Origin of the sequence: Rhodococcus sp. EPR-147 (assembly GCF_001647185.1) — a bacterium.
Classification (GTDB): domain Bacteria; phylum Actinomycetota; class Actinomycetes; order Mycobacteriales; family Mycobacteriaceae; genus Rhodococcoides.
Genome location: NZ_LVCU01000549.1, coordinates 1 through 24,486 on the forward strand (window position 1 = coordinate 1; position 24,486 = coordinate 24,486).

The 24,486-nt window shown below is 64.2% G+C and carries 24 protein-coding genes, 3 tRNA genes and 2 pseudogenes; 14 read left to right on the forward strand and 15 right to left on the reverse strand.

Annotation, left to right across the window (positions count from 1 at the left end; all coding sequences use genetic code 11):
- Together A2J02_RS24450 and mgrA are read right to left on the reverse strand one after the other, a co-directional pair.
- Positions 1 to 503: alcohol dehydrogenase catalytic domain-containing protein (locus A2J02_RS24450; protein ID WP_156516370.1), on the reverse strand; the 503-nt coding region annotated here is incomplete at its 3' end.
- An 81-nt stretch (positions 504 to 584) separates the two neighbouring features.
- Positions 585 to 1,619, reverse strand: a complete 1,035-nt coding sequence (gene mgrA / locus A2J02_RS24455; RefSeq protein WP_068054872.1) for an L-glyceraldehyde 3-phosphate reductase — start codon at positions 1,617 to 1,619, stop codon at positions 585 to 587.
- 77 nt (positions 1,620 to 1,696) lie between these two features.
- Between mgrA and A2J02_RS24460 the strand changes: the two genes are divergently transcribed.
- The 3 genes from A2J02_RS24460 to A2J02_RS24470 all read left to right on the forward strand — a co-directional run bounded on the left by A2J02_RS24460 (position 1,697) and on the right by A2J02_RS24470 (position 3,277).
- Positions 1,697 to 2,209, forward strand: a complete 513-nt coding sequence (locus A2J02_RS24460) for a MarR family winged helix-turn-helix transcriptional regulator (RefSeq protein WP_068054875.1) — start codon at positions 1,697 to 1,699, stop codon at positions 2,207 to 2,209.
- Between the two features lie 45 nt (positions 2,210 to 2,254).
- Positions 2,255 to 2,344: transfer RNA gene (locus tag A2J02_RS24465), tRNA-Ser, on the forward strand.
- Between the two features lie 120 nt (positions 2,345 to 2,464).
- Positions 2,465 to 3,277, forward strand: coding sequence for a formate/nitrite transporter family protein (locus A2J02_RS24470; protein ID WP_068054878.1), 813 nt, complete (start codon positions 2,465 to 2,467; stop codon positions 3,275 to 3,277).
- A gap of 17 nt (positions 3,278 to 3,294) precedes the next feature.
- Here the strand turns inward: A2J02_RS24470 and A2J02_RS24475 are convergent.
- Positions 3,295 to 4,155 (reverse strand): annotated as a pseudogene (locus A2J02_RS24475) (pseudouridine synthase).
- 141 nt (positions 4,156 to 4,296) lie between these two features.
- The gene (locus A2J02_RS24480; protein ID WP_068054881.1) at positions 4,297 to 4,620 is read right to left on the reverse strand and encodes an excalibur calcium-binding domain-containing protein; all 324 of its coding nucleotides are present in this window, start codon (positions 4,618 to 4,620) and stop codon (positions 4,297 to 4,299) included.
- 141 nt (positions 4,621 to 4,761) lie between these two features.
- Between A2J02_RS24480 and A2J02_RS24485 the strand changes: the two genes are divergently transcribed.
- Both A2J02_RS24485 and A2J02_RS24490 read left to right on the forward strand, forming a co-directional pair.
- Entirely contained in the window at positions 4,762 to 4,965 is a 204-nt protein-coding gene (locus A2J02_RS24485; protein ID WP_068054883.1) for a DUF3072 domain-containing protein, read from the forward strand.
- A gap of 288 nt (positions 4,966 to 5,253) precedes the next feature.
- Entirely contained in the window at positions 5,254 to 6,300 is a 1,047-nt protein-coding gene (locus A2J02_RS24490) for an alpha/beta hydrolase (RefSeq protein WP_068054932.1), read from the forward strand.
- On the opposite strand, the gene hisC is transcribed toward A2J02_RS24490, so the two are convergent.
- Positions 6,289 to 7,341 (reverse strand): histidinol-phosphate transaminase, encoded by a 1,053-nt coding sequence (hisC, locus tag A2J02_RS24495; RefSeq protein WP_068054929.1) that lies wholly within the window; start codon positions 7,339 to 7,341, stop codon positions 6,289 to 6,291. The two genes, A2J02_RS24490 and hisC, sit on opposite strands and share 12 nt — an antisense overlap.
- Positions 7,342 to 7,434: 93 nt before the next feature.
- Between hisC and A2J02_RS24500 the strand changes: the two genes are divergently transcribed.
- The 4 genes from A2J02_RS24500 (at position 7,435) to A2J02_RS24515 (ending at position 9,367) form a co-directional block, all read left to right on the forward strand.
- Positions 7,435 to 8,199 carry a dienelactone hydrolase family protein gene (locus A2J02_RS24500; protein WP_068054886.1) on the forward strand — a complete coding sequence of 255 codons (765 nt, stop codon included), beginning with the start codon at positions 7,435 to 7,437 and terminating at the stop codon, positions 8,197 to 8,199.
- Positions 8,200 to 8,322: 123 nt separating this feature from the next.
- A tRNA-Ser gene (locus A2J02_RS24505) sits at positions 8,323 to 8,412 on the forward strand.
- A 50-nt stretch (positions 8,413 to 8,462) separates the two neighbouring features.
- Positions 8,463 to 8,535 (forward strand) — tRNA-Arg (locus A2J02_RS24510).
- A gap of 139 nt (positions 8,536 to 8,674) precedes the next feature.
- Positions 8,675 to 9,367 (forward strand): hypothetical protein, encoded by a 693-nt coding sequence (locus A2J02_RS24515; protein WP_068054889.1) that lies wholly within the window; start codon positions 8,675 to 8,677, stop codon positions 9,365 to 9,367.
- Positions 9,368 to 9,686: 319 nt separating this feature from the next.
- On the opposite strand, the gene A2J02_RS24525 is transcribed toward A2J02_RS24515, so the two are convergent.
- Positions 9,687 to 10,298, reverse strand: a complete 612-nt coding sequence (locus A2J02_RS24525) for a LysE family translocator (RefSeq protein ID WP_197478129.1) — start codon at positions 10,296 to 10,298, stop codon at positions 9,687 to 9,689.
- Positions 10,299 to 10,718: 420 nt separating this feature from the next.
- On the opposite strand from A2J02_RS24525, the gene bla reads away from it, so the two are divergent.
- On the forward strand, positions 10,719 to 11,657 hold the full coding sequence (gene bla / locus A2J02_RS24530) for a class A beta-lactamase (protein ID WP_068054896.1): 939 nt from the start codon (positions 10,719 to 10,721) through the stop codon (positions 11,655 to 11,657).
- A gap of 23 nt (positions 11,658 to 11,680) precedes the next feature.
- On the opposite strand, the gene A2J02_RS24535 is transcribed toward bla, so the two are convergent.
- From A2J02_RS24535 to A2J02_RS24565, 7 genes are all read right to left on the reverse strand, one after another.
- Positions 11,681 to 11,896, reverse strand: a complete 216-nt coding sequence (locus tag A2J02_RS24535) for a hypothetical protein (RefSeq protein WP_156516371.1) — start codon at positions 11,894 to 11,896, stop codon at positions 11,681 to 11,683.
- A 116-nt stretch (positions 11,897 to 12,012) separates the two neighbouring features.
- On the reverse strand, positions 12,013 to 12,465 hold the full coding sequence (locus A2J02_RS24540; RefSeq protein ID WP_068054900.1) for a MarR family winged helix-turn-helix transcriptional regulator: 453 nt from the start codon (positions 12,463 to 12,465) through the stop codon (positions 12,013 to 12,015).
- Between the two features lie 78 nt (positions 12,466 to 12,543).
- Entirely contained in the window at positions 12,544 to 13,353 is an 810-nt protein-coding gene (locus tag A2J02_RS24545; protein ID WP_068054903.1) for an HpcH/HpaI aldolase/citrate lyase family protein, read from the reverse strand.
- Complete coding sequence (locus tag A2J02_RS24550) at positions 13,350 to 13,835, reverse strand: MaoC family dehydratase (RefSeq protein WP_331712071.1); 486 nt, start codon at positions 13,833 to 13,835, stop codon at positions 13,350 to 13,352. The genes A2J02_RS24545 and A2J02_RS24550 overlap by 4 nt, the downstream gene beginning before the upstream one ends.
- Positions 13,832 to 14,998: an acyl-CoA dehydrogenase family protein gene (locus tag A2J02_RS24555; protein ID WP_068054906.1), complete on the reverse strand. Its 1,167-nt coding sequence runs from the start codon at positions 14,996 to 14,998 to the stop codon at positions 13,832 to 13,834. The genes A2J02_RS24550 and A2J02_RS24555 overlap by 4 nt, the downstream gene beginning before the upstream one ends.
- Positions 14,995 to 16,992, reverse strand: coding sequence for an acetyl/propionyl/methylcrotonyl-CoA carboxylase subunit alpha (locus tag A2J02_RS24560; protein WP_068054907.1), 1,998 nt, complete (start codon positions 16,990 to 16,992; stop codon positions 14,995 to 14,997). The genes A2J02_RS24555 and A2J02_RS24560 overlap by 4 nt, the downstream gene beginning before the upstream one ends.
- A 5-nt stretch (positions 16,993 to 16,997) precedes the next feature.
- Entirely contained in the window at positions 16,998 to 18,575 is a 1,578-nt protein-coding gene (locus tag A2J02_RS24565; RefSeq protein ID WP_068054910.1) for a carboxyl transferase domain-containing protein, read from the reverse strand.
- A 91-nt stretch (positions 18,576 to 18,666) separates the two neighbouring features.
- On the opposite strand from A2J02_RS24565, the gene A2J02_RS24570 reads away from it, so the two are divergent.
- The gene (locus tag A2J02_RS24570; RefSeq protein ID WP_068054913.1) at positions 18,667 to 19,314 is read left to right on the forward strand and encodes an SACE_7040 family transcriptional regulator; all 648 of its coding nucleotides are present in this window, start codon (positions 18,667 to 18,669) and stop codon (positions 19,312 to 19,314) included.
- A gap of 8 nt (positions 19,315 to 19,322) precedes the next feature.
- Here A2J02_RS24570 and A2J02_RS24575 read toward each other — a convergent pair whose 3' ends face one another.
- Positions 19,323 to 20,375: a DUF3068 domain-containing protein gene (locus A2J02_RS24575; RefSeq protein WP_188078762.1), complete on the reverse strand. Its 1,053-nt coding sequence runs from the start codon at positions 20,373 to 20,375 to the stop codon at positions 19,323 to 19,325.
- A 200-nt stretch (positions 20,376 to 20,575) separates the two neighbouring features.
- On the opposite strand from A2J02_RS24575, the gene A2J02_RS24580 reads away from it, so the two are divergent.
- Genes A2J02_RS24580 through A2J02_RS24590 form a run of 3 tightly spaced genes read left to right on the forward strand, consistent with a single transcriptional unit; the run spans position 20,576 to position 24,244 of the window.
- The gene (locus A2J02_RS24580; protein ID WP_068054919.1) at positions 20,576 to 21,937 is read left to right on the forward strand and encodes an MFS transporter; all 1,362 of its coding nucleotides are present in this window, start codon (positions 20,576 to 20,578) and stop codon (positions 21,935 to 21,937) included.
- A 28-nt stretch (positions 21,938 to 21,965) separates the two neighbouring features.
- Positions 21,966 to 23,090 carry a HoxN/HupN/NixA family nickel/cobalt transporter gene (locus A2J02_RS24585; protein WP_082899048.1) on the forward strand — a complete coding sequence of 375 codons (1,125 nt, stop codon included), beginning with the start codon at positions 21,966 to 21,968 and terminating at the stop codon, positions 23,088 to 23,090.
- Positions 23,091 to 23,143: 53 nt separating this feature from the next.
- A complete protein-coding gene (locus A2J02_RS24590) occupies positions 23,144 to 24,244 on the forward strand; it encodes a lipase family protein (protein ID WP_231894006.1) in 1,101 nt (366 codons plus the stop codon).
- On the opposite strand, the pseudogene A2J02_RS28460 reads toward A2J02_RS24590, so the two are convergent.
- Positions 24,241 to 24,486: pseudogene (locus A2J02_RS28460) on the reverse strand (short-chain dehydrogenase/reductase); the annotation flags it as partial. The gene A2J02_RS24590 and the pseudogene A2J02_RS28460 overlap by 4 nt on opposite strands.

Below are 24,486 nucleotides of genomic sequence, written 5' to 3' on the forward strand. Positions count from 1 at the left end.
GCGACGGTTACGCCCATCTGTTTGGCCAGTTGGATTGCGTGCGTGCCGATTCCACTGCCGCCGCCGTGGATGAGCAGTACCTGCCCCGAACGCATGTGTGCGTCCATCACCAGGTTGGACCACACCGTCGAGGCGACTTCCGGAAGTGCCGCTGCGACATGTAGATCGAGGCCCTGCGGAATGGGGAAGAGTTGGGTGGCGGGTACGGCGCCCTGCTCGGCGTAGCCGCCGCCGGCCAGCAGTGCACAGACCCTGTCTCCGACGTTCCAGCCGCTGACGCCCTCACCGAGTTCGGAGATGATGCCCGAGCACTCGAGTCCGAGGATGTCGCTGGCACCCGGAGGCGGTGGGTAATTGCCCTGACGCTGCATCAGGTCGGCGCGGTTGACGGCGGTGGCCGAGACATCGATGATCACCTGTCCGCGGCCGGGGCGGGGGTCGGGGACCTCGGTCCATTCCATGACGTCGGGATCGCCGAATTCTTTCAGTGTGATGGCACGCATGTCTCCATAGTGCGCCTCCGGCGCAGTGGTGCGGTTAGGTGCCCTCTGGAGCGCTTAACTGCACCACTGCCGCAGGCACCTTTACAGGTCCCAGAGATTGATTCCGAAGTCCTCGGCATGCGTGTCGATCTCGGCGAGTTCGGCGTCGGTGAAGTCCAGGTTCTTCAAAGCCGCCACGTTGTTCTCGAGCTGTTCGACGCTCGATGCGCCGATCAGTACCGACGTCACGCGTGGGTCGCGCAGGGCCCAGCTCAGCGCGAGTTGTGCGAGGGATTGGCCGCGGGTGGCGGCAATGTCGTTCAACGCCCGGAGATGTCCGATGTGGTCATCGGTGAGCCAATCCGGATTCAGTGATTTACCCTGCGCTGCTCGCGAATTCGAGGGAACACCGTCGAGGTACTTGTCGGTGAGCATGCCTTGGGCCAAAGGCGAGAAGGCGATGACGCCCGCGCCCACCGCGTCGAGGGTAGCGAGCAGTTCGGGTTCGATCCACCGATTGACCATCGAGTAGCTGGGCTGATGGATCAGCAGGGGAACACCCGCTTCGGCGAGCAGGTCTGTCATCTTCTGCGTGCCCTCGGGCTTGTACGAGCTGATGCCCGCGTACAGGGCTTTGCCCTGCTGCACAGCGCTGATCAGTGCGCCTGCTGTTTCTTCGATCGGGGTGTCGTGGTCGGGGCGATGGCTGTAGAAGATGTCGACGTGGTCGAGTCGCATTCGGGTCAAGGATTGTTCGAGCGAGGACAACAGATACTTGCGAGAGCCGCCGAAGCCGTAGGGGCCGGGCCACATGTCCCAGCCGGCCTTGCTGGAGATGATCAGCTCATCGCGGTATCCGGCGAAATCTTCGGAGAAGATGCGGCCGAAGTTCTTCTCCGCGCTGCCGTACGGCGGGCCGTAATTGTTGGCCAGATCGAAATGCGTGATGCCGAGATCGAATGCGCGACGCAGGATCGCGCGCTGGTTCATCAGCGGTACGTCGTCACCGAAGTTGTGCCACAGTCCCAACGACACTGCCGGAAGTCGGGGGCCCCGTGAGCCCACTCGGCGGAACAGCATGGACTCGTAGCGATCGTCGGCGGCAACGTACGGCGGGTCGATGTAGGGATCGGTCATACCTCGACCATAGGGCGCTGTGCCGAACGGGGCCTCGAACCGCGTCAACCTACTCGTGGGTAGATTTCCCGCCTAAGATGACACGCGTGACGGCCGAATTAGCCATTGGTCCCGGGGGGGACCCGCAGTGGCTCGACACTGCGGAAATGAAAGCATGGCGCGCCTATATGGACGGCGGGCAACGATTGATGGGGGTATTGAACAAGGATCTGCAGGATCGCCACGATCTGTCGATGGCCGAGTACCGCATCCTGGTGATGTTGTCGGAATCGGTCGACGGCTCCATCCGAATGAGTGAGCTCGCCGACGGTGTCCTGTCCTCGAGAAGTCGCCTGACGCATCAGATCAGGCGAATGGAACTGCAGGACATGGTGTCTCGCAGTACCTGCGTCAACGACGGCAGAGGCGTGCTGGCGGTGATCACCGAGGAAGGGCGTCGGCGATTGTCGGAGGCGGCACCCACGCACGTCCGCGGCGTCCGTCAGCACCTCGTCGACATACTCTCGCCCCACGAACTGGAGGTGCTGGGCGACATCTTCGAGAAGGTCGACGCCGCGATGGACGCGTCCGGCTCGACACCGCGACGGTGAGGGGCGATTGGGCCTCGGGCCGCTCGGCCGTTTAAGATCGCACACGGAAGCGTGGCAGAGCGGCCCAATGCACTCGCCTTGAAAGCGAGAGACGTGTAAAAGCGTCCGGGGGTTCAAATCCCTCCGCTTCCGCCACAAGTTCTACCCCGGTCCACCCGCGAGGGTGGGCCGGTTTTGTTTGCCCCGTTCGAAACTCGAAATGCAGGATTCCCGACGAGCTGGTATCGATACCAACTCAGTGGGTACTACCTGCGAATGAGTGAAGAAGCGCGGCGCAACGATGGCGACAACGAGGGACCTCTGGAAGAGGAACTCGAGGAAAGTTTCGACGCTGTCGTCTCCGAAGGTGCAGAGCGATTGCACCGGACCGTGCGCACAGTGCTGATCACCGGATTCTTCGGCGGGCTCGAAGTTGCTCTGGGTGTGATGGCCTATCTCGCGGTGCTGGACGAGACCGGAAGTCATCTGCTGGCGGGCCTTGCGTTCGGCATCGGCCTGGTGGCCATCTATCTCGCGCATGGTGAGCTGTTCACCGAGGACTTCCTGATGCCGATCGCGGCGGTGGTTGCCCGCGACGGAACACCTCTGCAGCTGGCGAGGCTGTGGGTCGGAACGTTGCTGGCGAATCTGCTGGGCGGTTGGTTCGTTATGTGGTTGATTGCACACGCGTTTCCGCAGTGGCTCGAGGTGCTGTCCGAGGCGGCACATCATTTCGTCGACGCACCGCTGAATCTCCAATCGATCTGCCTCGCCGTTCTCGGCGGCAGCACGATGACGTTGCTGACTCGCATGCAGCAAGGAACAACCTCTGATGTCGCGCGGATCATTGCTGCCATGGCGGCAGGGTTCCTGCTGGCCGGATTGCAGTTGTTCCACTCGATTCTCGATTCCTTGCTGATTTTCGGAGCCATCCACGCGGGTGCGGACGTGAGTTACCGAGACTGGATCGATTGGTTCGGCTACACAGTGCTCTTCAACATCATCGGGGGCGTCGTGTTGGTCACTGCGCTGCGCTTGGTGCGCACGAAGGAACTCGTGAAGTCCGAGCGTGATCGACATCCCGAGTAGCCGAGCGGAGCCGGAAGTCACGGGCCGACATCTGGTACCCACCGCTCCAGGCCTAATCCGGTCTCGAAGCGTCGCGGGGCTTTCGAGATCGGGTCCGTGAATTCGATTGCACTGGCGAGTAATTGGAGCGGGTCGGTGAAATCGTCGACGGCTCGGCCGGTGGCTGTCGGGTAGAGATCGTCGCCGAGGATGGGCACGCCGAGTGCATTCATGTGCAATCGCAGTTGATGGGTGCGGCCGGTCACCGGTGTCAGTCGATAGCGACCGAGTCCGTCTCGATGCTCCAGTAGTTCGACGGTGGTGTGCGCGTTGGGTTCTCCGTCGACCTCGTGGGCGGTGAATTGCCCCTTCTCCGAGACGATTCGACTGCGAACGACGGTCGGCAGGGTGAGCGACGGGTCGTAGCGCGCGATTGCCTCGTACTCCTTGCGGACCTCGCGATCCTAGAAGAGCGTTTGATACGCGCCGCGCAGTGTCGGATCCACGACGAACAGGACCAGGCCAGCGGTCACACGATCGAGCCGGTGAGCGGGCACCAGTTGCGGCAGTTCGAGTTCGAGACGCAATCGTACGAGCGCGGTCTGCAGAATATGTCCGCCGCGGGGGATGGTCGACAGAAAGTGAGGCTTGTCGATCACGAGCAACGCGTCGTCCCGGTGCACGATCGAGATATCGAACGGCACAACGGTTTCCGACGGTAGGTCGCGGTGGAACCAGACCGCCTCGCCGGGAACGTATGGAGCGTCGAAGGAGATGGGGCCGGCCATGTCGACGATGTCACCGGCGGCGAGCATGGCGTCGATCCGGTGCGGGGGAATGCGTGACTCCGTAGCGGTGAGGAAGTCACGAACAGTGAGCCAGGGGCCGTCCTCGGGCATCCGAATTCGGGCGGGATCGAGACCGTACCGCTTCGCCAGGGGCGGTTGCTGGCGTCGTCTCACCGGATGAGCGTATCCGCCCGCCGAGACCGCACTTGTGCAGACAAATCAGTGCCATCTACCTGCACAAGTGCGAACTCGCTACTCGCAGCCGATGCCGTCGTTGTCGCGGTCGAGATGAGGTCCGTAGCCGTACTCGTCCCGATAGACCGGGTCGGCTCCGGCGTCGCGCGCCGCGTCGCAGTTCTCGTACTGGAATGTGCCGCCCTGACGGGGTGCGGGCGCGGGAGCTGCCAGTGGGGCCGGGGGTGGGGGCAGGAGAACCGGGCAGAACTGGGCCGAACCACTGTTGCAGAGGAAGTCGGTGATCGGATCGGCCGACGCTACGGCCGGGGCGGTGACCAGGGCGGCCGCCGCGATCACGCCGCTGATGCCGATCTTGACCAGCAGGTTCTTCGTCTTCATGGAACTCCAATCGAGGGGATGTGATGTGGAGCATCCTCGGTGAATTGTTGAACTGTCAATCAAGTCATTCGAGTGACCTACGCCCGAGCGCACACGGGCAAACGTGTTTGGAACCCATCGATTCGGCGTATCTACGAACGTATGAGCGAAAACGAGCAGGTCAACCAGAACCCCGAGAAGGATCCCGACGATTGGGTCACCGGCGACCAGCCGATGACCGGCCCGCAGAAGAGCTACCTGAGCACTCTTGCGCAGGAAGCGGGCGAGGAAGTTCCCGAGGGTCTCAACAAGGCGCAAGCGTCGGAAATGATCGACAAGCTGCAGGGCGAAACCGGCCGCGGCTGACACTCCCAGAGGTCCACTCGATGTGACATCGACCCCCGAAAAGTCCACCGAATGTCACATTGAGTGCCCTCGCGGTAGCGGTGTCCGCGAGGACATCCGACCAGGTAGACCGTTATGTCTCGAGTACATGTAACAAAGGATCACGCGGACTTTTGTACCCGTGTATCCGCGGCTATTGTGAGCGAACCCACAGCTTTAGCGTGCGCGCATATAGGTGGGTACGTTGAGTGACGGATGTTGTTTGTGTTGCGCCCCGTGAGGGTGCGCCGGGGGAGGATGGGCAATCTGATGCACCGTCGAGTGTTGGCAGTAGCGGGAGCTGCTCTGGCAGTGTCGCTGCTGGGTTCGGGTCTTGCCGGGGCGCAGCCGCTCCCCGATACCGGCAGTTCCGATGGCGCCGGTGCGGCTCCTGGCATCGCCGCTCAGTCCCAGCCATTGCCCTCGGCGCGCATCGATCGGGTGGACATGCTGACCGACCGCCGCGCTGCCGTGTGGGTGGAGTCGCCGGCCATGGGCCGCGCCATCCAGGTTCAGGTTCTTCTTCCGGCCGCGCAGGCGGTGTCTCGTCCGACGCTGTACATGCTCGACGGTGTGAGCGCGGGCAAGGAATCCGATTACAAGGAAAGCACCTGGACGCAGAAGACCGACATCGTCGACTTCTTCGCCGACAAGCAGGTCAACGTCGTGCTCCCGGTCGGTGGATCGAGCAGCTACTACACGGACTGGAACGTGCCGGACCCGGTGCTGGGCGTGAACAACTGGGAGACGTTCCTGACGTCGGAGTTGCCGCCGCTGATCGATGCGCGCTTCTCCGGTAACGGCACCAACGCGATCTCGGGTGTCTCGATGGGTGCCCAGGCCGCGATGGACCTGATGACACGTCACCCCAGCCTCTACACCGGCGTCGCCGGCCTGAGCGGTTGCTACGACAATTCGCAGACCAACTTCAAGGACGCGGTGCGTGCCACCGTCGCCACCAACGGCGGCAACGCAACCAACATGTGGGGCGAGAACACCGATCCCAAGTGGGTCGAGCACGATCCGTCGCGTAATGCCGAGGCGCTCCGCGGCAAGGACGTCTACCTGTCCGTCGGCACCGGCCTACCCGGTCCGTACGAGCTCGGCCCCGGTGGCAGCGGAGTCGAGAGCGCCCTGATGGGTGGACCGCTCGAGGCGGCCGCGCTGTACTGCACAACGGTGTTCGATACTCGGCTTCGGTCGCTGGACATCCCCGCGACAGTGGTCTATCGCCCGTACGGCATCCATCAGTGGCCGTACTGGCAGGACGACCTGCGTGAATCCTGGCCGACGCTCGAGCGCGCGCTAGGTCTGTAGAGCGAACTTCAGAAACGCGTCGTTCTCGTGCGGGTCGCCGATGGTGACCCGCACTCCGTCGTTTCCGTAGGCGCGCAGCAGTACGCCCTGTTCGGCTGCAGAAGCGGCGAACTCACCCGAGCGTTCGGCCAGCGGCAGCCAGACGAAGTTGGACTGCGATGCGCCGACGTCGTAGCCGCCCGCAACGAGCGCGTCGCGCACACGATCCCGTTCCGCGATGAGGGCATCGGTGCGGGCCAGCAGCTCTGCCGACGCCTCCAGCGACGCCACCGCAGCCTGCTGGGCAACGGTGCTGACTGCGAAGGCGATCCGCACCTTCGACAGTGCCGTGATCACCTCGGGATCGGCCACCGCGTAGCCCACCCGCAAGCCGGCGAGTCCGTAGGCCTTCGAGAACGTCCGCAGCACGATCACATTGCGTCGTCCGCGTGCCAGCTCCACTCCGTCGGTGTGGTTGCCTGCGTCGGGGCGGGTGTACTCGAAGTAGGCCTCGTCGAGGACCACGAGAATGTTCGACGGCACCGCATCGAGAAACGCCTCGAGCTTGTCGCGCTGAACGACGGTTCCGGTCGGGTTGTTCGGGTTGCAGACGAAGATCAGCCGGGTGCGGTCGGTGATGGCCGCAAGCATCGCGTCGAGGTCGTGCACGTGGTCGGCGGTCAACGGAACCAGCACAGGTGTCGCGCCGGCGACGCTGGTGACGATGGGATATGCCTCGAACGAGCGCCAGGCGAACAGCACTTCGTCGCCGGGACCGCAGGTGATCTGTACGACCTCCTGGCACAGCGAGACCGAACCACTGCCGACGGCCACGTTCTCCGCGGCGACTCCGAGCTTCTTCGCCAGTGACTCGACGAGCGCGGTCGCTCGGTTGTCGGGGTAGCGGTTGACGCCACCGGCGGCCTCCGCGATCGCGTCGCGCACGCTCGGCAGCGGTCCCTGCGTCGTTTCGTTGCTCGCCAGTTTGATCGCACCCGGAAAGGTGCGGCCGGGAACGTAGGCGGGGATGGCGTCGAGGTCGGGGCGGATGCGCGCGGTCACGGCTGCCATTATGCGCCCAGGTTCGGGGTTGACTTCTGCGCGTCCGTGATATTGCTGTGCACGACCGGACCGATCGTCCTATCTTCGATAAGTATGTCGGGAATATTGAGCGACGTCGCAGTTCTTCGGTCCGCCTCCGCGCCCACGGTCGGTGCGGACGACGTGGTGGACACGACCGCGCACGAATCACCCCCGCGCGAGAAAGTGCCGTTGACGGCCGTCGAACCCGATGGTCCACCTCGCGGTGGAATCGTCGTGCTGCACGAGGCACGTGAAGTGCCCGAGTCCCTGCTCGACCTGCTGCGCGCACTCGCGCTGGAAGGCTGGCTCGCCGTCGCGCCGAACCTGTTCCACCGAGGCCACGGCGACGACAAGGAAGTCTTCGGCGACGACCTCTTCGCGGACTTCGATGCCACCTCCGACTGGCTCGTCCAGCGCGGTGTCTATCCCGATTGTGTCGGGGTGATCGGGTTCGACGACGCAGGCACAGCAGCGTTGATCGTGGCCACCAGCCGTCCGGTCGGGGCGGCGGTCAGTGTTGCTGCCGCCGGCATCGTCGAACCGCTCAACTCCGACGCTGTCGCGTTGGTCGAGGCCGCACCCAAGCTGCAGGCCCCCTGGCTCGGTCTCTACGGCGAGGACGACCCGCACACCCCACCGGAACACATCGAAGCCCTTCGCGACGCCGCCACGCGCGCCTCAGTGGCCACGAACGTCGTCAGCTATTCGGGGCTGAAGCATCGAGCCGACCATCCCCGCGAACAACCCGGCAGCTCCGACCACAGCGACCCCGCAGCCGCCGCGCTCGTGGACGCGCAGACCCGAATCTTCGACTGGTTCGACAGCTTCATGCGCTGAAGAGCAACAAGCATCTTCGACGCGAACGACGCGCGAACCACAGGCGTCGACCAGCCGTTTTGCCTTCTGGCCTCCGCTGTGGGTAATCTCTTTCCTCGGCGGTCCGAGAGGGCCGGCAGCCTAGGAGGCGTGCCAGAGCGGCCGAATGGGAGTCACTGCTAATGACTTGTCCTTTCACCGGGACCGGAGGTTCAAATCCTCTCGCCTCCGCCACGAACGGTAGATCGTTGCCGTTCAGCTGGACCAGTTGAATAACTGAACATGCGCCCGTAGCTCAACGGATAGAGCACTTGACTACGGATCAAGAGGTTAGGGGTTCGAATCCCTTCGGGCGCACAGAAGAAGAAGCCCCGAACTGCAGCGATGCGGTTCGGGGCTTTTTCGTTGCCCTCGCGTGGTGCGGCGGTGGAGCTCTGATCTCGACAATCAAAACAAACCGGGCGTAGGGTTTGATGACGTCGTCGAGGGAGTTCACGTGAGCGATCGTCCGGGTAGAATCTCGAACGAACGGGCTCGGCTGGACGGCGTCGGTGCCGATTCTCGACCGCATGCCGTCACCGCGTGGTTGTCCGTCCCTCTGTTGCTCATCGCGGCTTTGTTCATCGGCGCGTTGCCGTTCTACGTTCGGCAGCCGCTCGGTTCCGGGGAGTCGGTATCGAGTCCGATGTGGTTCGGCGGATCCGCGTATCTCGCATCACCGGTAGCGGGTCTCTACTGGCTGATCGCACTGCCGGTGTGCATCGGGGCAGTTGCTCTCTACTGCACGTGGCGTGAACGTAGATCAGGTGCCGAATTGCACGTTCGTCTGTGGCTCGCGGTCAGCGTTGGATTGTGTGTTGCCACAGTCGTTGCCGTGCGGAGCGGCCTGCTGTTCTTCCTGGGCAACTTGACCATTCGTGGACTGCTACCGCTGTTGACGATGTCGGCAGCGGTGTTGATCTGGGGTGTTGCTCTGCGATCGCGCGTAGTGATCGGGGTGGGAGTCGTGGCCGTCGCGGCGAGCCTGGTGTCGAACCTCTACAACGGGGAGAACCTTGTACCGCAACAGTTCACGTTTGACCCTCGCTTCAGTCTGTGGTCGAACATCATGCTGACGGCGTCCGTCTTCGTAATCGGCGCGCTGGTTGCCGCGTTTACCGTCCGACGCAGCGATGGGGGTCAGTCCTGAGAGCGGTCACGTATGAACACAGCCCAGAACAGTGTGTAGAGCCCCCATGCGGTGGTACTGGCCAGGACTACCCACCAGAATCCGATGTCGTACACGACGAGCGCGACAAACTGACAGATGAACAGGCATACGTAAAATACTCGCCAAAAGCGCTGCTCGCGCCGAGCGGCCGAAGAAAGTCCCCGCTCCACATAGTCGACCGGGCGCATGGGTTCCACCACCCCACGTTCTCACAAGTCGTTCGCGGAGTCAGCCGGTCGGGCTCAACCCAGAACGCCGTCGACGACAAGTGCGCCGGCGAAGATCAGCAGCAGAACACCTACTCCGAGTTCGAGGTTGGCCAGTCCTCGCGGGCCGAGGTTGCGAAAAGCCCTGACGCCGAACAGGACCAGTATCGGCAGATAAAGAACCCCGACCAGGACGTCGGCGGCACCCAGGACGTCGGCGGCACCCAGGACTCCGAGTTGCATAGCGAAGGCCACGAGGACGATCGGTCGACGAACTGCGGCAACACGGCGACGAAGAACAGGATCACCTTCGGGTTGGTCAAGTTGGTGACGAAGGTACTTCGGAAGGCGCGTCGACGGGCATGGCTACCGGATACCGACTCGGGGCCGACGGTGAGGGAACTCCCGCCTGAACGCCTCGTGCCGACGCTCGCCATCAGCGCCCGAATACCGAGGTAGGCGAGATACACGGCCCCAAGGATTGCAAGGACGGTGAGGATGCCGGGAAGCGCGACGATCAATGCCGACAGGCCAACCGCGCTGACGAGCATATGCACGGCCAAGCTGCACAATGCGCCGGCAGCTGCTGCCATCGCGACGATCCGCCCTTTCACGCTCGAGCGCAGGATCATCACAGTGTCGGGCCCGGGGGAGATGTAGCTGGCCAACACCAACGACAAGAAGCCGGCCCACTGCACACTCACGGGTGCTCGATCTCCTGTCGGTTCTTGGTCGGGTGATGGATAACCATAGAGTGCATCGGCGGCGTCGGCGAAGGGGAATCCGTGCATCGCGACGCTGTGTGCAATGTCCCGGTTCGGGTGCTGCTCCGACGTCTCGTGGATCGTCACTGCCGCATCGAAATCGACTGTTCCAGGTCGAGCTCGTCTGCCATCATGACGCCGTGAAGATCGTGTCGATCAATGCGTGGGGTGGTGTCAACGGCGGTGATCGAAACAGTCTTTTTGCAGACAGCCGTCACTTCCTGGGCCTGAGTGTTCAGGATCGTGCGGACGACGCGGGAAGTCGCGCAATGTGTTCGATTGTGAACGCTCAGGTGCGGGCGGGGTAATGATCCCTGGGTGCGTGGCTCGAGAGCAACCGTATGTGATCGGGTGACTCCCATGCGTACCTCGACCTCCACCCGACTGATCACCGCTATCGCAGCGGTGACTCTGACACTGACCACAGGCGTCGCGTGTTCGGCGACGACCACCGTAGAACCACCGCAGACTGCTGCAACCACCACCGAACAGTCCGTCGATGAACAGTCCAGTACAGAACAGGTCTATCTCGATTTCGAGGCCAGGGATAATGCTCGACTCGGCGTCAGTGCTGTCGATCTCGCCTCGGATTCCACCGAAAGTCATCGCGGCGACGAACGTTTCGCGTTCTGTTCGACGTTCAAGGTGTATGCCTTCGGTGCCGTTCTTGCCGCCGTCGATGCAGGTGCACTGCAGCTGAGCGACACCAGAACGATCACCGCGGCGGATAAGGTGCCCGAGTCGGCCGTCGATTGGGAACCCGGGTCGGTAGTCACGATCGCAGACTTGGCTTCGGCCGCATTGACCGAGAGCGACAACACCTCCGGCAATTTGTTGATTCGCGAGGCCGGTGGAACTGCGGCTCTCACCGAGTTCGCGAGGTCGCTGGGCGACACCGAGTTCCGGCTCGACCGCACCGAGCCCGAACTCAATACCGCTATCCCCGGAGATCCACGCGACACCACAACACCGAACTCGATGGCCGCCGGCTACCGAACCTTGCTCGACGGCGATGTACTGACCGCGGCCTCACGCGAACAGCTGTTGGCCTGGATGGCCGATACTCAGACCTCCGACGCCCGGTTCCGCGCCGGCATCCCCGATGGGTGGACTTCGGCGGACAAGACCGGCACGGGCAGTTACGGCGTCTCGAACGATGCAGGGCTGTTGCTGGGACCGGACGGGCAACGAATTCTCGTGGTCGTCCTCAGTGCTACGACGTCGAACAACGAAGATTCACCGGCCATGAACAGTCTCGTCTCCGATGCGACGCGACAGGTCGTCGACGGATTGGCATGATCTCGACCGTCTGTGCCGTTGCGTCAGGGCGCGGACAATCGAGTTCTCTCCGAGGGGGATTCGTCATTCCATGGATTGGACTCCCATGCGAGATTAAGGCCGAACGCGACGGCTGCGCCGACGACCACCATCAGCGCGCATTTCCAGAACGGCACGTCGGAGCCGAAGCCCCAGATGAGAGCCAGCGCGATGATAGCTCCGACCACAGGGCTGAAGAATGCCCGAGTCGCTCGATTCATCGAGTACCTCCTGAAACGTCCAACCGAAGTGTATTTGCGTACCGTAAGTAACGGTAAGGAAGAATGTGCCTCGGTTCAACCCCTCGACGTTCCAGCTCACTCACCTGCAGTGATTCTCAATCCTCCGCGCGGCGGACGGCGTCGACCAGTGGGATCAGATCCGGCTCGGTCGACGCCTCGTCGAGTGCCTCGCGCAGCGCCGCATCGTTGGTCGGTCGCGCGGCCTCGAGCAGGGCCAGGCCTTCTTCGCTGACGTCGGTGTAGATGCCTCGGCGATCGGTGGGGCACAGGTACCGAGTGAGTAGTCCGCGGTCTTCGAGTCGGGTGACCAGTCGCGTCGTCGCACTCTGGCTCAGTACGACGGCGTCGGCCACCTGCTTCATCTGCAGATGCCCGCCCTCCCCGTCGTGCTGCCTGCCCATGACGTCGAGCAGCCAGTATTCACGAGCACTGAGGTTGTGCTCGGCCTGTAGTGCGCGTTCGATCCGACCCTCGATCCGGCCGTGCAGCACCGCCAGCGCCAGCCAGTTCTGCGCCAGCGCCGTCAGCGCGGGGTCGTGTGCGGTCATTGCCGTGCCTTTCGATGCCGGTACTCGTGACCACCCACCGTACCGCGCCGACAATTAACGGCGTCTGCAATTACCGGTCTACGACGGCCTGCGGGCGACGATGCGTCGAGCATGCGCGAGTACCGGGGCATCGACCATCTGGCCACGGAAGGTGAAGACGCCGCGGTTCTGGGCGACGGCGTCGAGCACGTCGGTGGCCCAGTCGAGTTCCTCGGCGGTGGGTGCATAGGCCTGGCGAACGACGGGGATGTGGCTCGGGTGAATGGCCACTTTTCCGTCGAAGCCGATAGCCACGGCATCCTCGGACTCCGCGCGGACACCGTCGAGATCGGGGATGTCGAGGAACACCGAGTCCAACGCGAACACCCCACGTGCCTTGGCTGCGAGCAGCGTCTGCGACCGAACATGCTGCGCCACAGCACGATACTGTCCATTGGAATGCCTGCTCGAGTTGCCACCCATTGCGGCCACCAGATCCTCGGCACCCCACATGGCACCGATCGCATTGTCGGCGGCGAGGGCGTCGAACACCGTCATCGCGCCGAGCGGAGACTCGATCAGCGCGACGACATTCAACGGAGCCAAAGCCGCAATCTGTTCGGCCGATTCGCATTTGGGGAGCATCACGGTCGTGTACTCGGTCTGCTGCAACGCCGCGAGGTCCGCAGCCTGATCGTCGGTGCCGTGCGCGTTGACGCGGACGATGGTGCGCGCTGGATCCAGTGGGGTCGACAGGACGGACTCACGAGCACCCGCCTTGTCCGCCGCCCCGACCGCATCCTCCAGGTCGAGGATGACGACATCTGCTCGTGCCGCCGCCTTCTCGTAGCGCTCGGGGCGGTCTGCCGGGCAGAACAGCCACGCCGGTCCCGGCGGAACCCAGGTCACGACGCCTCCTCCGGTGGTTGCATCCGGACGAGCGTCTTGCGGACGGCAATCGCGACGACGTCCCCGTGTTGGTTTCGACCGGTGTGGGTGAACGTCACGATGCCCTCGCCTGGGCGGGATTTCGATTCGCGCTTGTCCGAGATCACGGTCTCGGCGTAGAGGGTGTCTCCGTGGAACAGCGGCTTGGGGAACGACACCTCCGAGAAACCCAGGTTCGCCACGATGGTGCCCTGGGTCAACTGCGTCACCGACAGTCCGACGAGGGTGGAGACGGTGAACATCGAATTCACCAATCTCTGGCCGAACGCCGTTGTCTCGCTGTAGGCCGCGTCGAGGTGCAGGGCCTGCGTGTTCATCGTCTGCGTGGTGAACAGCGTGTTGTCGGCCTCGGTGATGGTGCGGCCGGGTCGGTGCTCGTAGACGGTGCCGAGTTCCATCTCCTCGAACCACAGGCCACGTTGCCGAATTCGCTTGTCGCTCACAGTCCCAGGCTCCGCGCGATGAGCATCAGCTGAACCTCGGTTGTCCCCTCACCGATCTCGAGGATCTTGCTGTCGCGGTAGTGACGAGCGACCACATATTCGTTCATGAAGCCGTACCCGCCGTGGATTTGCGTCGCATCGCGCGCGTTGTCCATCGCGGCCTCGGAGGCGACGAGCTTGGCGATGGACGCAGCTTTCTTGAACGGCTTGCCCGCCAACATCAATGCCGCCGCGTCGTAGTACGCGGTTCGCGCGGTGTGGGCGCGGGCCTCCATGCGGGCGATCTTGAACGAGATCGCTTGATTGCGGCCGATAGGTTGACCGAATGCTTCACGTTCCTTGGCGTACTTGACGCTCTCGTCCACGCAACCCTGTGCGGCACCGACCGAGACGGCGGCGATCGCGATCCGGCCCTCGTCGAGGATGTGCAGGAAGTTCGCGTACCCGCGACCTTCCTCGCCGAGCAGATTCTCCTGCGGCACGCGCACATCGGTGAAGCTGAGCGGGTGGGTGTCCGACGCGTTCCAGCCGACCTTGTTGTAGGCGGCCTCTGCGACGAATCCCGGGGTATCGGTGGGGACGAGGATCGACGAGATCTGCTTGCGCCCCGTCGCTTCGTCGACCCCCGTCACCGCGGTGACGGTGACGAGCTCGGTGATGTCGGTGCCCGAGTTGGTGATGAACTGTTTGCTGCCGTTGATGATCCAGTCACCACCGTCGCGCTTGGCGGTGGTCTTGGTGCCACCCGCGTCGCTGCCGGCACCGGGCTCGGTGAGACCGAATGCGGCCAGGGCCTTGCCTGCGGTGAGCTTGGGCAGCCACTGCTGCTTCTGCTCGTCGTTGCCGAATCGGTAGACGGGCATTGCGCCGAGCGAGACGCCGGCTTCGAGGGTCATCGCCACGCTCTGGTCGACCTTGCCGAGCTCCTCGAGGGCCAGGCACAGCGCGAAGTAATCGCCGCCCATGCCGCCGAACTCCTCGGGAAACGGCAGGCCGAACAGGCCCATCTCCGCCATGCCGGCAACTACCTCGTACGGAAAGGAATGCTCGGCATCGTGTTTCGCCGATACCGGTGCCACAACGGTGCGGGTGAAGTCGGCAACGGATTTGACCAGCTGCTGGTACTCGTCGGGCAGATTCGCGGACGACAGATGATCGGTCATGATGGGTCCTGTTCGGTGTGGTTGGGGACGATTCGGGCGAGGACCTGGTCGACGCGGACCTGATCCCCCACTGCAACAGTCAGTTCGACGGTGCCGTCGATCGGGGTGGTGAGGGTGTGTTCCATCTTCATCGCCTCGACGACGACGATGGCCGTGCCCGCGCTGACGGCGCTGCCGGTGGTTGTTCCGATCGCGATGATCGAGCCCGGCATTGGCGAGAGGATCTCGGCATCGCCGGAGTGCGCGTCGTCCTCGCGGACGCTCGCCTCGGCGATCCGATCGACTCGCCAGGTGCCTCGGGAGCTGGAAATCCATGTTGCCGAGCCGCTTCGAGCGAAGGTCATCGATTCGCGTAGACCGTCGAGCACCAGATCCACCGAATTCTCGGTGGCCGTTGCCCGCAGGGTGCGCGGCGATCCGTCGTCGACGACGACCGTTGCCACGGCTGTCGTGCCGGTGATCGCTACGTGCGCCGTCCGACCTCCGGACGCGAGGCGACGATGGAACGACGCGTGCGCGCCGACTCGCCAACCCGACGGTGCTGCCCAGATGTCCTGTTCCGCGGTCTGCCACGCGTCGAGCCACTGCACTGCGGCGGCGGCGATCAGCGCCTCGTCGGTGGCCTCGGCGGCCACGAAATCCTCGACACGGCGGTCGAGTAGGCCGGTGTCGAGATTGCCGGCTCGAACATCGTTGTCGGCGAGCAGGAATCGAGCGAACTCGATGTTGGTGATCACCCCGAGCACTGCGGTGTCGGCCAGTGCACGATCGAGGCTGCGCAATGCGGTCGCGCGATCGGGACCGTGCGCGATGACCTTGGACAGCATGGGGTCGTAGTTGCTGCCCACCTCCGTTCCGACGGCGAGACCGGAGTCGACGCGAATCCCCGGCGCAGAGGGCTCACGCAATCCGACGACGGCACCGCCCGTGGGGAGGAATCCGCGGCCGGGGTCCTCGGCGTACACGCGGGCCTCGATGGCATGTCCGGTGAGCGTGATGTCGTCCTGCGCGAGAGTGAGGGGCTCGCCCGACGCCACCCGAACCTGCCACTCGACGAGGTCGAGACCGGTCACCATCTCGGTGACCGGATGCTCGACCTGAAGACGAGTGTTCATCTCCATGAAGAAGAACTCGTCGGGGCGATCGGCCGAGACGATGAATTCGACCGTGCCGGCACCGGAGTAGTCGACACTGCGGGCAGTGTTGCAGGCGGCCTCGCCGATGCGTGCGCGGGTTGCTTCGTCGAGTAGGGGAGACGGAGCCTCCTCGATGACCTTCTGGTGCCTGCGCTGCAGACTGCATTCGCGTTCGCCGAGGTGGATGACATTGCCGTGTCCGTCGGCGAGGATCTGTACCTCGATGTGCCGGGGCCGCAACACGAATCGCTCGAGGAAGAGGGTGTCGTCTCCGAAGGACGAGGCCGCCTCCCGGCGAGCGCTCGTCAACGCTGCGGGTAGATCCTCGGCACGCTCGACCAGACGCATACCCTTGCCGCCGCCACCGGCGGAGGGTTTGACGAGCACCGGGAATCCGACGTCCGGCGCGCCGGCGACGAGGTCGGCGTCGGTGAGGCCGGGGCGGGAGATTCCCGGAACGACGGGTACGCCGAATGCGCTGACGGCAGCCTTCGCGGCGATCTTGTCGCCCATCACTTCGATGGCTTTCGCCGGGGGCCCGAGGAATGCGATTCCGGCTTCGGCACAGGCGGTTGCGAACTCGGAGTTCTCGGAGAGAAAGCCGTATCCGGGGTGAATGCCCTGCGCGCCTGTGCTTTTCGCAGCCGCGATCACCTTGGCGATGTCGAGGTAACTTTCGCGAGCGTTCGCGGGTCCGAGCCGTACGGCGGTGTCGGCCTCACGGACGTGCCGGGCATCGGCGTCGGCATCGCTGTACACGGCGACGGTACGAATTCCCATGCGGCGCAGTGTTCGTGCCACCCGCACGGCGATCTCGCCGCGGTTGGCGATCAGAACGGTGTCGATCATCGTGGTCATACCTCTCACATCCTGAAAACGCCGTAGGAGACCGGCTCGAGCGGCGCGTTGGCGCACGCCGAGAGGGCCAGTCCGAGAACCTGCCTGGTATCGGCCGGGTCGATGATGCCGTCGTCCCACAGGCGGGCCGTCGAATAGTAGGGGTTGCCCTGACTTTCGTACTGGTCACGGATGGGAGCCTTGAACGATTCCTGGTCCTCGTCACTCCACGGCCGACCGGCAGCGTCGAGTTGTTCGCTGCGCACCGTGGCGAGCACCGACGCCGCTTGCTCGCCGCCCATCACCGAGATTCGCGCGTTGGGCCACATGAACAGAAAGCGTGGTGAATACGCTCTGCCGCACATCGAGTAGTTGCCCGCGCCGTAGGAACCGCCGATGACGACGGTGATTTTGGGGACGCGGGCACAGGCGACCGCGGTGACCATCTTCGCGCCGTGCTTGGCGATGCCACCTGCCTCGTAGTCGCGGCCGACCATGAAGCCGGAGATGTTCTGCAGGAAGACCAGCGGAATGCTGCGCTTGTCGCACAGTTCGATGAAATGCGCGCCCTTCATGGCAGATTCGGCGAACAGTACGCCGTTGTTGGCGACGATTCCGACGGGATGGCCGTGGATGTGGGCGAATCCGGTGACGAGCGTCTTGCCGTATTCGGCTTTGAACTCGTCGAATTCACCCGCGTCGACCACCAGGGTGATCACCTCACGCACGTCGTACGGAGTGCGTGGGTCGGTGGGGACCACGTCGTACAGATCGGTCTGGTCGGCTACCGGTGCGCGTGTGGGAAGAAGGTCCCACGGCCGCGGAGTGCGGGGCCCGAGGGTGGAGACGATGCGGCGGACGCGGTGGAGCGCGTCTCGATCGTCCTCGGCCAGATGGTCGGTGACGCCGGAGGTCTTCGAGTGCAGATCACCACCGCCGAGTTCCTCTGCGGTGACGACCTCGCCGGTCGCCGCCTTAACCAGAGGCGGGCCGCCGAGAAAGATCGTGCCCTGATTCTTGACGATGATCGCTTCGTCGCTCATCGCCGGCACGTAGGCGCCGCCCGCAGTGCAGGAGCCCATGACGGCAGCGATCTGCGCAATTCCTTTGGCGCTCATGGTCGCCTGGTTGAAGAAGATGCGGCCGAAGTGGTCGCGGTCGGGAAAGACCTCGTCCTGGCGCGGAAGGAATGCTCCGCCCGAGTCGACGAGGTAGATGCACGGCAGAGTGTTCTGCAGTGCGATCTCCTGCGCGCGTAGATGCTTCTTCACCGTCATCGGGTAGTAGGTGCCTCCCTTGACGGTGGCGTCGTTGGCGATGATCACGCATTCGCGACCGGAGACGCGGCCGATGCCGGCGATCACGCCTGCGCCGGGGCACTCGTCGTCGTAGAGGCCGTTGGCCGCCAACGGTGAGATTTCGAGGAACGGGCTACCGGGATCGAGAAGCTCGTCGACGCGGTCGCGGGGGAGGAGCTTGCCGCGGGCGATGTGCCGTTCCCGAGACTTCTCGCTCCCGCCGCGGGCAGCAGTGGCCAGCTTCTCTGCGAGCTCACTGGTGAGAAGCTCGTGATCTGCCCGGTTGGCAGCTGTGTCGATCGCCATGAGGTGCACGCCTTAAGGGGTTGGACGTCGGTGTCACGAAAGTTCAGTTAATCGTTGATAACTGACACGATAGTAAACTACGATTAACTGAGTGTCCAGAGTCGAGGAGGTGACGGTGCAGGAGTCGGAAGCGAAACCGACGACCGTGCGTGAGCAACGCAAGGCCGAGCGTCGGCAGCAGTTGCTGGGCGCTGCAGCATCACTGTTCGCCGAACGCGGGTTCACCTCGGTGCGACTGGAGGATCTGGGCGCGGCCGTCGGTGTCAGCGGACCGGCCGTCTACCGGCACTTCCCCAACAAGGAGGCCGTGCTCGTCGAGTTGATGGTCGGGATCTCGGAGTATCTGCTCGACGGTGGCCGTGCGGTGGTCGATCGTGGTGAGGTCGCCGCGGACACCGTGTCCGCGTTGGTCGAGTTCCACCTCGACTTCGCCTTCGACACACCGGCATTCATCAGAATTCAGGATCGCGACCTGCAGAGTCTTCCGGAGGGTGCGCGCCGCAAGGTGCGCCGAATGCAGCGCGAGTACGTGGAACTGTGGGTCGAGGTGCTGTGTGCCGTCGACCCGGAATTGAACGAGTCCGACGCGCGAACCACGGCGCACGCGGTCTTCGGTCTGATCAACTCGACGCCCTACAGTGCGGGGCGTACTCCGTCGAAGAACGCTCGTCCGGTGCTGCGGGCAATGGCGCTGGGGGCGTTGGGGGTTGCTGCGCCGAGCCGCGCAGCATCGACCTGAGCGTCCACCTACACCGACGCGCGCTCGGCTTGCTCTGCCTGTCGGCGGGTGGGCTCGGGCGGACGAGCGCGACGGGATCCGATCACTCCGGCGGCAACGGCACCGACGAGGAACACTCCACCGACCGCGGATCCCAGGAGCGGTCCCCGGGTGGTCACCCACTCCAACTTGTTGGCCGCGTCGCGTGCCGAGGCCACCTGCTCGAGGCGACCCGTCTCGTCCAGGGCGAGTGAGGCCTTGAAGATCGTCACCTCGGGGACCTTCGGATCTCTCGCGAAGTACTGGTACGGCGTTTCCTGTCCCCACACCAGGCTCCCGCTCATGGGCTCGACGTAGATGTCGCGCACGTTCGAGTACCAGCGCTTCATCGTGATCGGCTCGTCCCCGTCGCCCAATCCCCACTTCGATGCCGGGAGGGTCACCGAGTTGATCGGCGACTGCGTGGTGGTCGAGAGGTCGGCTTCGGTCACGATCGATCGGAAGTGATAGATCGGCAGCCCCTCCATGGTGAGCTCCTCGACGAAGTTCGCCTCGAAGCTCGTCCACGCCGTCGCGTCGTAGACCGTGTACGTGATCGGCTGGGTATCGAAGGGAAAGCGATGCTGTAAGCCTGTGCGCGGCAAAGGAATGGCCGGCGAGTCGACTGTGGTCTGCAAGGATCCGGCGGGTTCGACGGGTAGTCCGGTGCGCCGGTCGCTCGTCACCCGATCCACCGAGGCGGTGAGCAGACCCGCGTCACCGTCGCGGTCGGCCCGTCTCACGGTCGCTCCCACTTGGAAGGTGACGCGGTCTGCGTCGGAGGGATCCTCGACGGTGATGTACCGCTGGAGAACGAGGGGTACATCCGTCGCGATGGAGAGAGGGCCGGGTCCGGTGATCGTCGTCGAGTCGAGGACCTCACCGCCCGCACCGTCCGCCGTGGTGGCCACCGTGGTGGCGTCGATGTCGAGTGGAGTCACCGCCAGGCGGTCGTACACGAGGGTGGGCAGAAGTAGAGCGACGACGATCGCGAAGGATCCCAGCCCCGCGAGCAAGCACATCGCGATTCTCACCCGTGACATGAACACCGTCCCAATTCTTTTCGTTTCCGGCCGTCTCATCCTGCCGTGGCGAGAGCCCCGAATGTCCGCTTCTGCGTTGTGACCTGTCAGCATGTTCGTGGGAATTTACAGAGACATCAACCGATGTTGAGAATTTCCGAAAAGGTGCACACTGGGGTCACTCGTCATTTGCCGCACAACGCTGAATCGGGGGACGACACATGGCGACCGGTATCGATCGAGGTACAACGGTCGATCACGGCAATCGTTGGCGAACCATCGGGACGTTGCGAACCGGGCCCGGTTCTGCAGTCCTGCCGTTCGGCTGGGGACCGGCGATCGTGTTGGTGCTCGTGGCCTTCGTGGACCGTATCGAATTCAGCCTCGTGGCCGCGGTTCTTCCTCAGCTGCAGGCCGAATGGGGTTTCGGCGACGCGGTGGCGGGATCGCTGCCCAGTGCGTCCGCGATCGCCGCGGGTGTCCTCGCGATACCGGCTGCATACCTCGCCGACCGTCACGATCGCGGCAGGATCGTGACCTGGGTCGTCGTTCTGTGGTCTCTGGCAACTCTCGGTTCGGCGCTGGCACCCACCTTCCTGATCTTCTACCTCGTGCGGGTCGGTCTTGCCGCCGCGGAGGCCGTGGACAACCCGGCCAGTGCGAGCCTTCTTGCCGACTTCTACCCGCCTGCAACACGATCCACTGCGTTCGGTTGGTGGCGAACCTCGGCGTACCTGGGCGGGGCGGGCATAGTCCTGGGTGGTGTGCTGGCGGACTGGCTGGGTTGGCGCGGGGCGTTCATGGTCATGACGATCCCGGGACTGCTTGTCGCAGTGCTCGTCTCACGTTTGAGAGAACCCGAACGCGGATACGCAGACCGGTTGGCGGCCCGCGCAGACCCGAGTGCGCAGATTCCTACGCCGTCCGGACCGCTTCCCACCCAGCTGCGCCGACTGCTGCCCATCCGAACGCTGTGGTTCACCGGCGCGGCTCTGACGGTCATGAGTCTGTCGATCGGTGGACTGACCTTCTGGCTGCCGAGCCTGCTGCAACGCCGGTACGGCCTGTCCGAATCGGCCGCCGCGACGGCAGGCGGAGGAATGACACTGCTGGGAATCGTGTTCGGCACGCTCGTCGCGGCGATGGCAACCCGTCGAGCCGTCGTCGGCACCAGCCTGGCGCAATGGCGAGTACTGCTGGGCGGTAGCGGAATCCTGGTGGGAAGTGTGTTCATGTCGATCGCGCTCGGCATGAACTCCACGGTGATGTTCGTCGTTCTTCTCACCGTGTTCGCCTTCTTCTCGGCCTTCGCTCTTCCTACGCTCACCGCCTGTGTCGCCGACGTGGTTCCGGCACGCGATCGGGGTCTCGGATTCGGCATGCTGCAGATCGCCGCGACCGCGGGCGGTGCCGTCGGGCCGCTCATGGTCGGTGTGGTGTCCGACGCGGCGGATTCACTCACCGTCGGCCTGATTCCGCTTCTTCCGCTGCTGGCGATCGGGGGAGTGTTCGCCCTCCTGGCCTACTGGTCCGTGGAACGCGACTCGACGCGCGTCCTGGCCGAGGCTGCGCGGGAAGAGTAATTCGTTGTCGTCGGTCACAATGTTCTTCATGACGAGTGAGCTATCGCGCGCCGAGGTCGGCCGGCGGCAGAGTCGATTCACTCCCGACGAGATCCCCCGCCTGCTGGCCATGGCCGGAGTCGTGGCCGCCCTGCACGTGATCGGGTGGGGGTTGTTCACCCATTACAACGCCATTCCGAGTATCCACAACCTCACCGGAGCGGACGGGACGCTGGTCTACGCCGGAGCCGGCGTATTGGCGTACACCCTCGGGCTCAGGCATGCGTTCGACGCCGATCACATCGCCGCCATCGACGACACCACCCGCTTTCTGCTGCAGAAGGGCAAGCGGCCGTTGGCCGTCGGGCTCTTCTTCTCACTCGGTCATTCGACCGTCGTATTCGTCTTCGTCGCCGCCATCGCGTTCGTGGCCTCGCAGGCGACGGCGTTCCAGGACGCGTTCGCCGGAGTCGGCGGCATCATCGGCACGCTGGTGTCCGGAACGTTCCTGTATCTCATCGCGGCGTTGAACATCGCAGTGCTCGCCGGAATCGTCGGAGTCTGGCGACGCGCGAAACGCGGTGAGTTCACCGAAGCCGGACTCGACGAGTTGCTGGCCAAGCGTGGGCTGATGAACCGATTGTTCCGGGGGCGCTACGACAAGCTGATCGACCACTCGTGGCAGATGTACCCGCTGGGTCTGCTGTTCGGGCTCGGATTCGATACCGCCACCCAGGTCGGTCTGCTCGCGATCGCAGGCACGACGGCCATGGCAGGAGGACTGCCGCCGATGGCGATCATCGCGCTGCCGGTTCTGTTCGCCGCGGGCATGACCACCATGGACACCATCGACGGCATCTTCATGTCCAAGGCGTACGGCTGGGCATTCGTGACACCGGTGCGCAAGATCTACTACAACATGACGATGACGGGACTGTCCGTCTTCGTTGCTCTGGTGATCGGCACGGTGCAGCTGTCGACCCTGCTCGCCGAGCAGTTCGAGCTCACCGGCGGACTGTGGGACGCGCTGGCCGTCATCGATTTGAATCTGGCCGGCCAACTCGTCGTCGGCACGTTCTTCGTCGTGTGGATCGGAGCGGTCGTGTATTACAAGGTGGCGCGCATCGACGAACGCGGTGGCTTCACACACTCGAACGAAATGGAGAACCAGTGACCTCTCGGCGTCGGATCGGTGTCCTCGCAGTTGCCGCGGCGCTCGCGTCGAGCATGGCGACGGCGCTGCTGGCCGTACCTGCTTCCGCTGCACCGGCTATCACTCAGGAGATCGGTGACGTCGTCTCGACTCGCGATCTGGACCGAAACCTCTGGATTCCCGGCGCGGCCTCGGCCGAGGTGCTCACTTACGTCACCACCGACACCTTCGGTGAGAAGGCTCTGAGCACCGGCACCGTCTTCCTACCGCCCGGAACTGCGCCGGACGGTGGCTGGCCGGTGATCTCGTGGGCCCACGGCACTTCCGGGCTCGGCGACGCGTGTGCGCCGTCTCTGATCGGTCCGACGTACGCCGAGCGGGATCTGCCGTACCTGGCGAACTGGCTCGCGCAGGGCTACGCCATCGTCGCCAGTGACTATGCCGGCCTCGGAACACCCGGATTGCCAACGTATCTCGACGGTCGAACCACGGCCCACAACGTGGTCGACATGGTCAAGGCGGGCCGCAACTACAGCGAGGACCTCTCGCGTTCCTGGGTGGCCGTCGGCCAATCGCAGGGCGGTGGCGCTGCGATCTACACCGCCCGGTACGCGACCGAGTTGGGCGGCCCCGATCTGGACTACCGCGGGGCGGTCGGAACCGGAACTCCGGCGTACATCGAGAAGTTGATCTCGATCGGTGGACCGGGCGTACCGCCGGTGGAACTACCGTCGGGCCTGACCGCCTATGTCGCGTACATCGGCGCGTCGCTGCGCTACGCGCATCCCGAGCTCGGGCTGGACGACATCCTGACTCCGCTCGGGAAGAAGTACGCAGACCTGGCCGAGACGACGTGCGTATCGGATTTCGAGGCACAACTCGACGGTGTGACGATCGGCGACTTCTTCACCGCGCCACTGACCGGTCTGCCGAACTTCACCGCCGTGCTCGACGACTACATGGCGATGCCCGAAACGGGATTCGACAAGCCGTTCTTCATGGGCAACGGCCTGCAGGACATCGACGTTCCGTTCCCGACCACCGCCGCCTACGTCGCCCGTCTGACGGCCAACGGTCAGCCGGTGACGTTCCGCGCCTACGACACCGACCACAGTGGAGCCTTCGTGCAATCGCAGGCCGATACGATTCCGTTCGTCGCGAACCTGTTTCGCTAGTTCACCGGCCGCTTGCTGGGCAGCCCGTAGGCGCGAGCGGTGAACAATTCCAGCACCGTGCGCGGCAGCAATCGCTGGGCGAGGAACACCGCCGGAGCATTGCTGCCGACCGCGTAGATGGGCAGCGTCTTCTTGTCCTCGACGGCTTCGAGGACGGTGAGCGCGACGGTCTCTGCCGTGATCCCCTCGGCCTCTTTGGCGTCCAGCTGTGAGATCACCGTGGTGAAGTCACGGAGATACGG

What these genes read in the sequence shown, in the direction of transcription:
- mgrA (WP_068054872.1), bottom strand. Translation starts at nt 1,619, where the DNA reads ATGACCGATCCCTACATCGACCCGCCGTACGTTGCCGCCGACGATCGC.
- A2J02_RS24460 (WP_068054875.1), top strand. Translation starts at nt 1,697, where the DNA reads ATGACACGCGTGACGGCCGAATTAGCCATTGGTCCCGGGGGGGACCCG.
- A2J02_RS24470 (WP_068054878.1), top strand. Translation starts at nt 2,465, where the DNA reads ATGAGTGAAGAAGCGCGGCGCAACGATGGCGACAACGAGGGACCTCTG.
- A2J02_RS24480 (WP_068054881.1), bottom strand. Translation starts at nt 4,620, where the DNA reads ATGAAGACGAAGAACCTGCTGGTCAAGATCGGCATCAGCGGCGTGATC.
- A2J02_RS24485 (WP_068054883.1), top strand. Translation starts at nt 4,762, where the DNA reads ATGAGCGAAAACGAGCAGGTCAACCAGAACCCCGAGAAGGATCCCGAC.
- A2J02_RS24490 (WP_068054932.1), top strand. Translation starts at nt 5,254, where the DNA reads ATGCACCGTCGAGTGTTGGCAGTAGCGGGAGCTGCTCTGGCAGTGTCG.
- A2J02_RS24500 (WP_068054886.1), top strand. Translation starts at nt 7,435, where the DNA reads ATGTCGGGAATATTGAGCGACGTCGCAGTTCTTCGGTCCGCCTCCGCG.
- bla (WP_068054896.1), top strand. Translation starts at nt 10,719, where the DNA reads ATGCGTACCTCGACCTCCACCCGACTGATCACCGCTATCGCAGCGGTG.
- A2J02_RS24535 (WP_156516371.1), bottom strand. Translation starts at nt 11,896, where the DNA reads ATGAATCGAGCGACTCGGGCATTCTTCAGCCCTGTGGTCGGAGCTATC.
- A2J02_RS24540 (WP_068054900.1), bottom strand. Translation starts at nt 12,465, where the DNA reads ATGACCGCACACGACCCCGCGCTGACGGCGCTGGCGCAGAACTGGCTG.
- A2J02_RS24555 (WP_068054906.1), bottom strand. Translation starts at nt 14,998, where the DNA reads ATGACCGATCATCTGTCGTCCGCGAATCTGCCCGACGAGTACCAGCAG.
- A2J02_RS24560 (WP_068054907.1), bottom strand. Translation starts at nt 16,992, where the DNA reads ATGACCACGATGATCGACACCGTTCTGATCGCCAACCGCGGCGAGATC.
- A2J02_RS24565 (WP_068054910.1), bottom strand. Translation starts at nt 18,575, where the DNA reads ATGGCGATCGACACAGCTGCCAACCGGGCAGATCACGAGCTTCTCACC.
- A2J02_RS24575 (WP_188078762.1), bottom strand. Translation starts at nt 20,375, where the DNA reads ATGTCACGGGTGAGAATCGCGATGTGCTTGCTCGCGGGGCTGGGATCC.
- A2J02_RS24580 (WP_068054919.1), top strand. Translation starts at nt 20,576, where the DNA reads ATGGCGACCGGTATCGATCGAGGTACAACGGTCGATCACGGCAATCGT.
- A2J02_RS24585 (WP_082899048.1), top strand. Translation starts at nt 21,966, where the DNA reads ATGACGAGTGAGCTATCGCGCGCCGAGGTCGGCCGGCGGCAGAGTCGA.
- A2J02_RS24590 (WP_231894006.1), top strand. Translation starts at nt 23,144, where the DNA reads ATGGCGACGGCGCTGCTGGCCGTACCTGCTTCCGCTGCACCGGCTATC.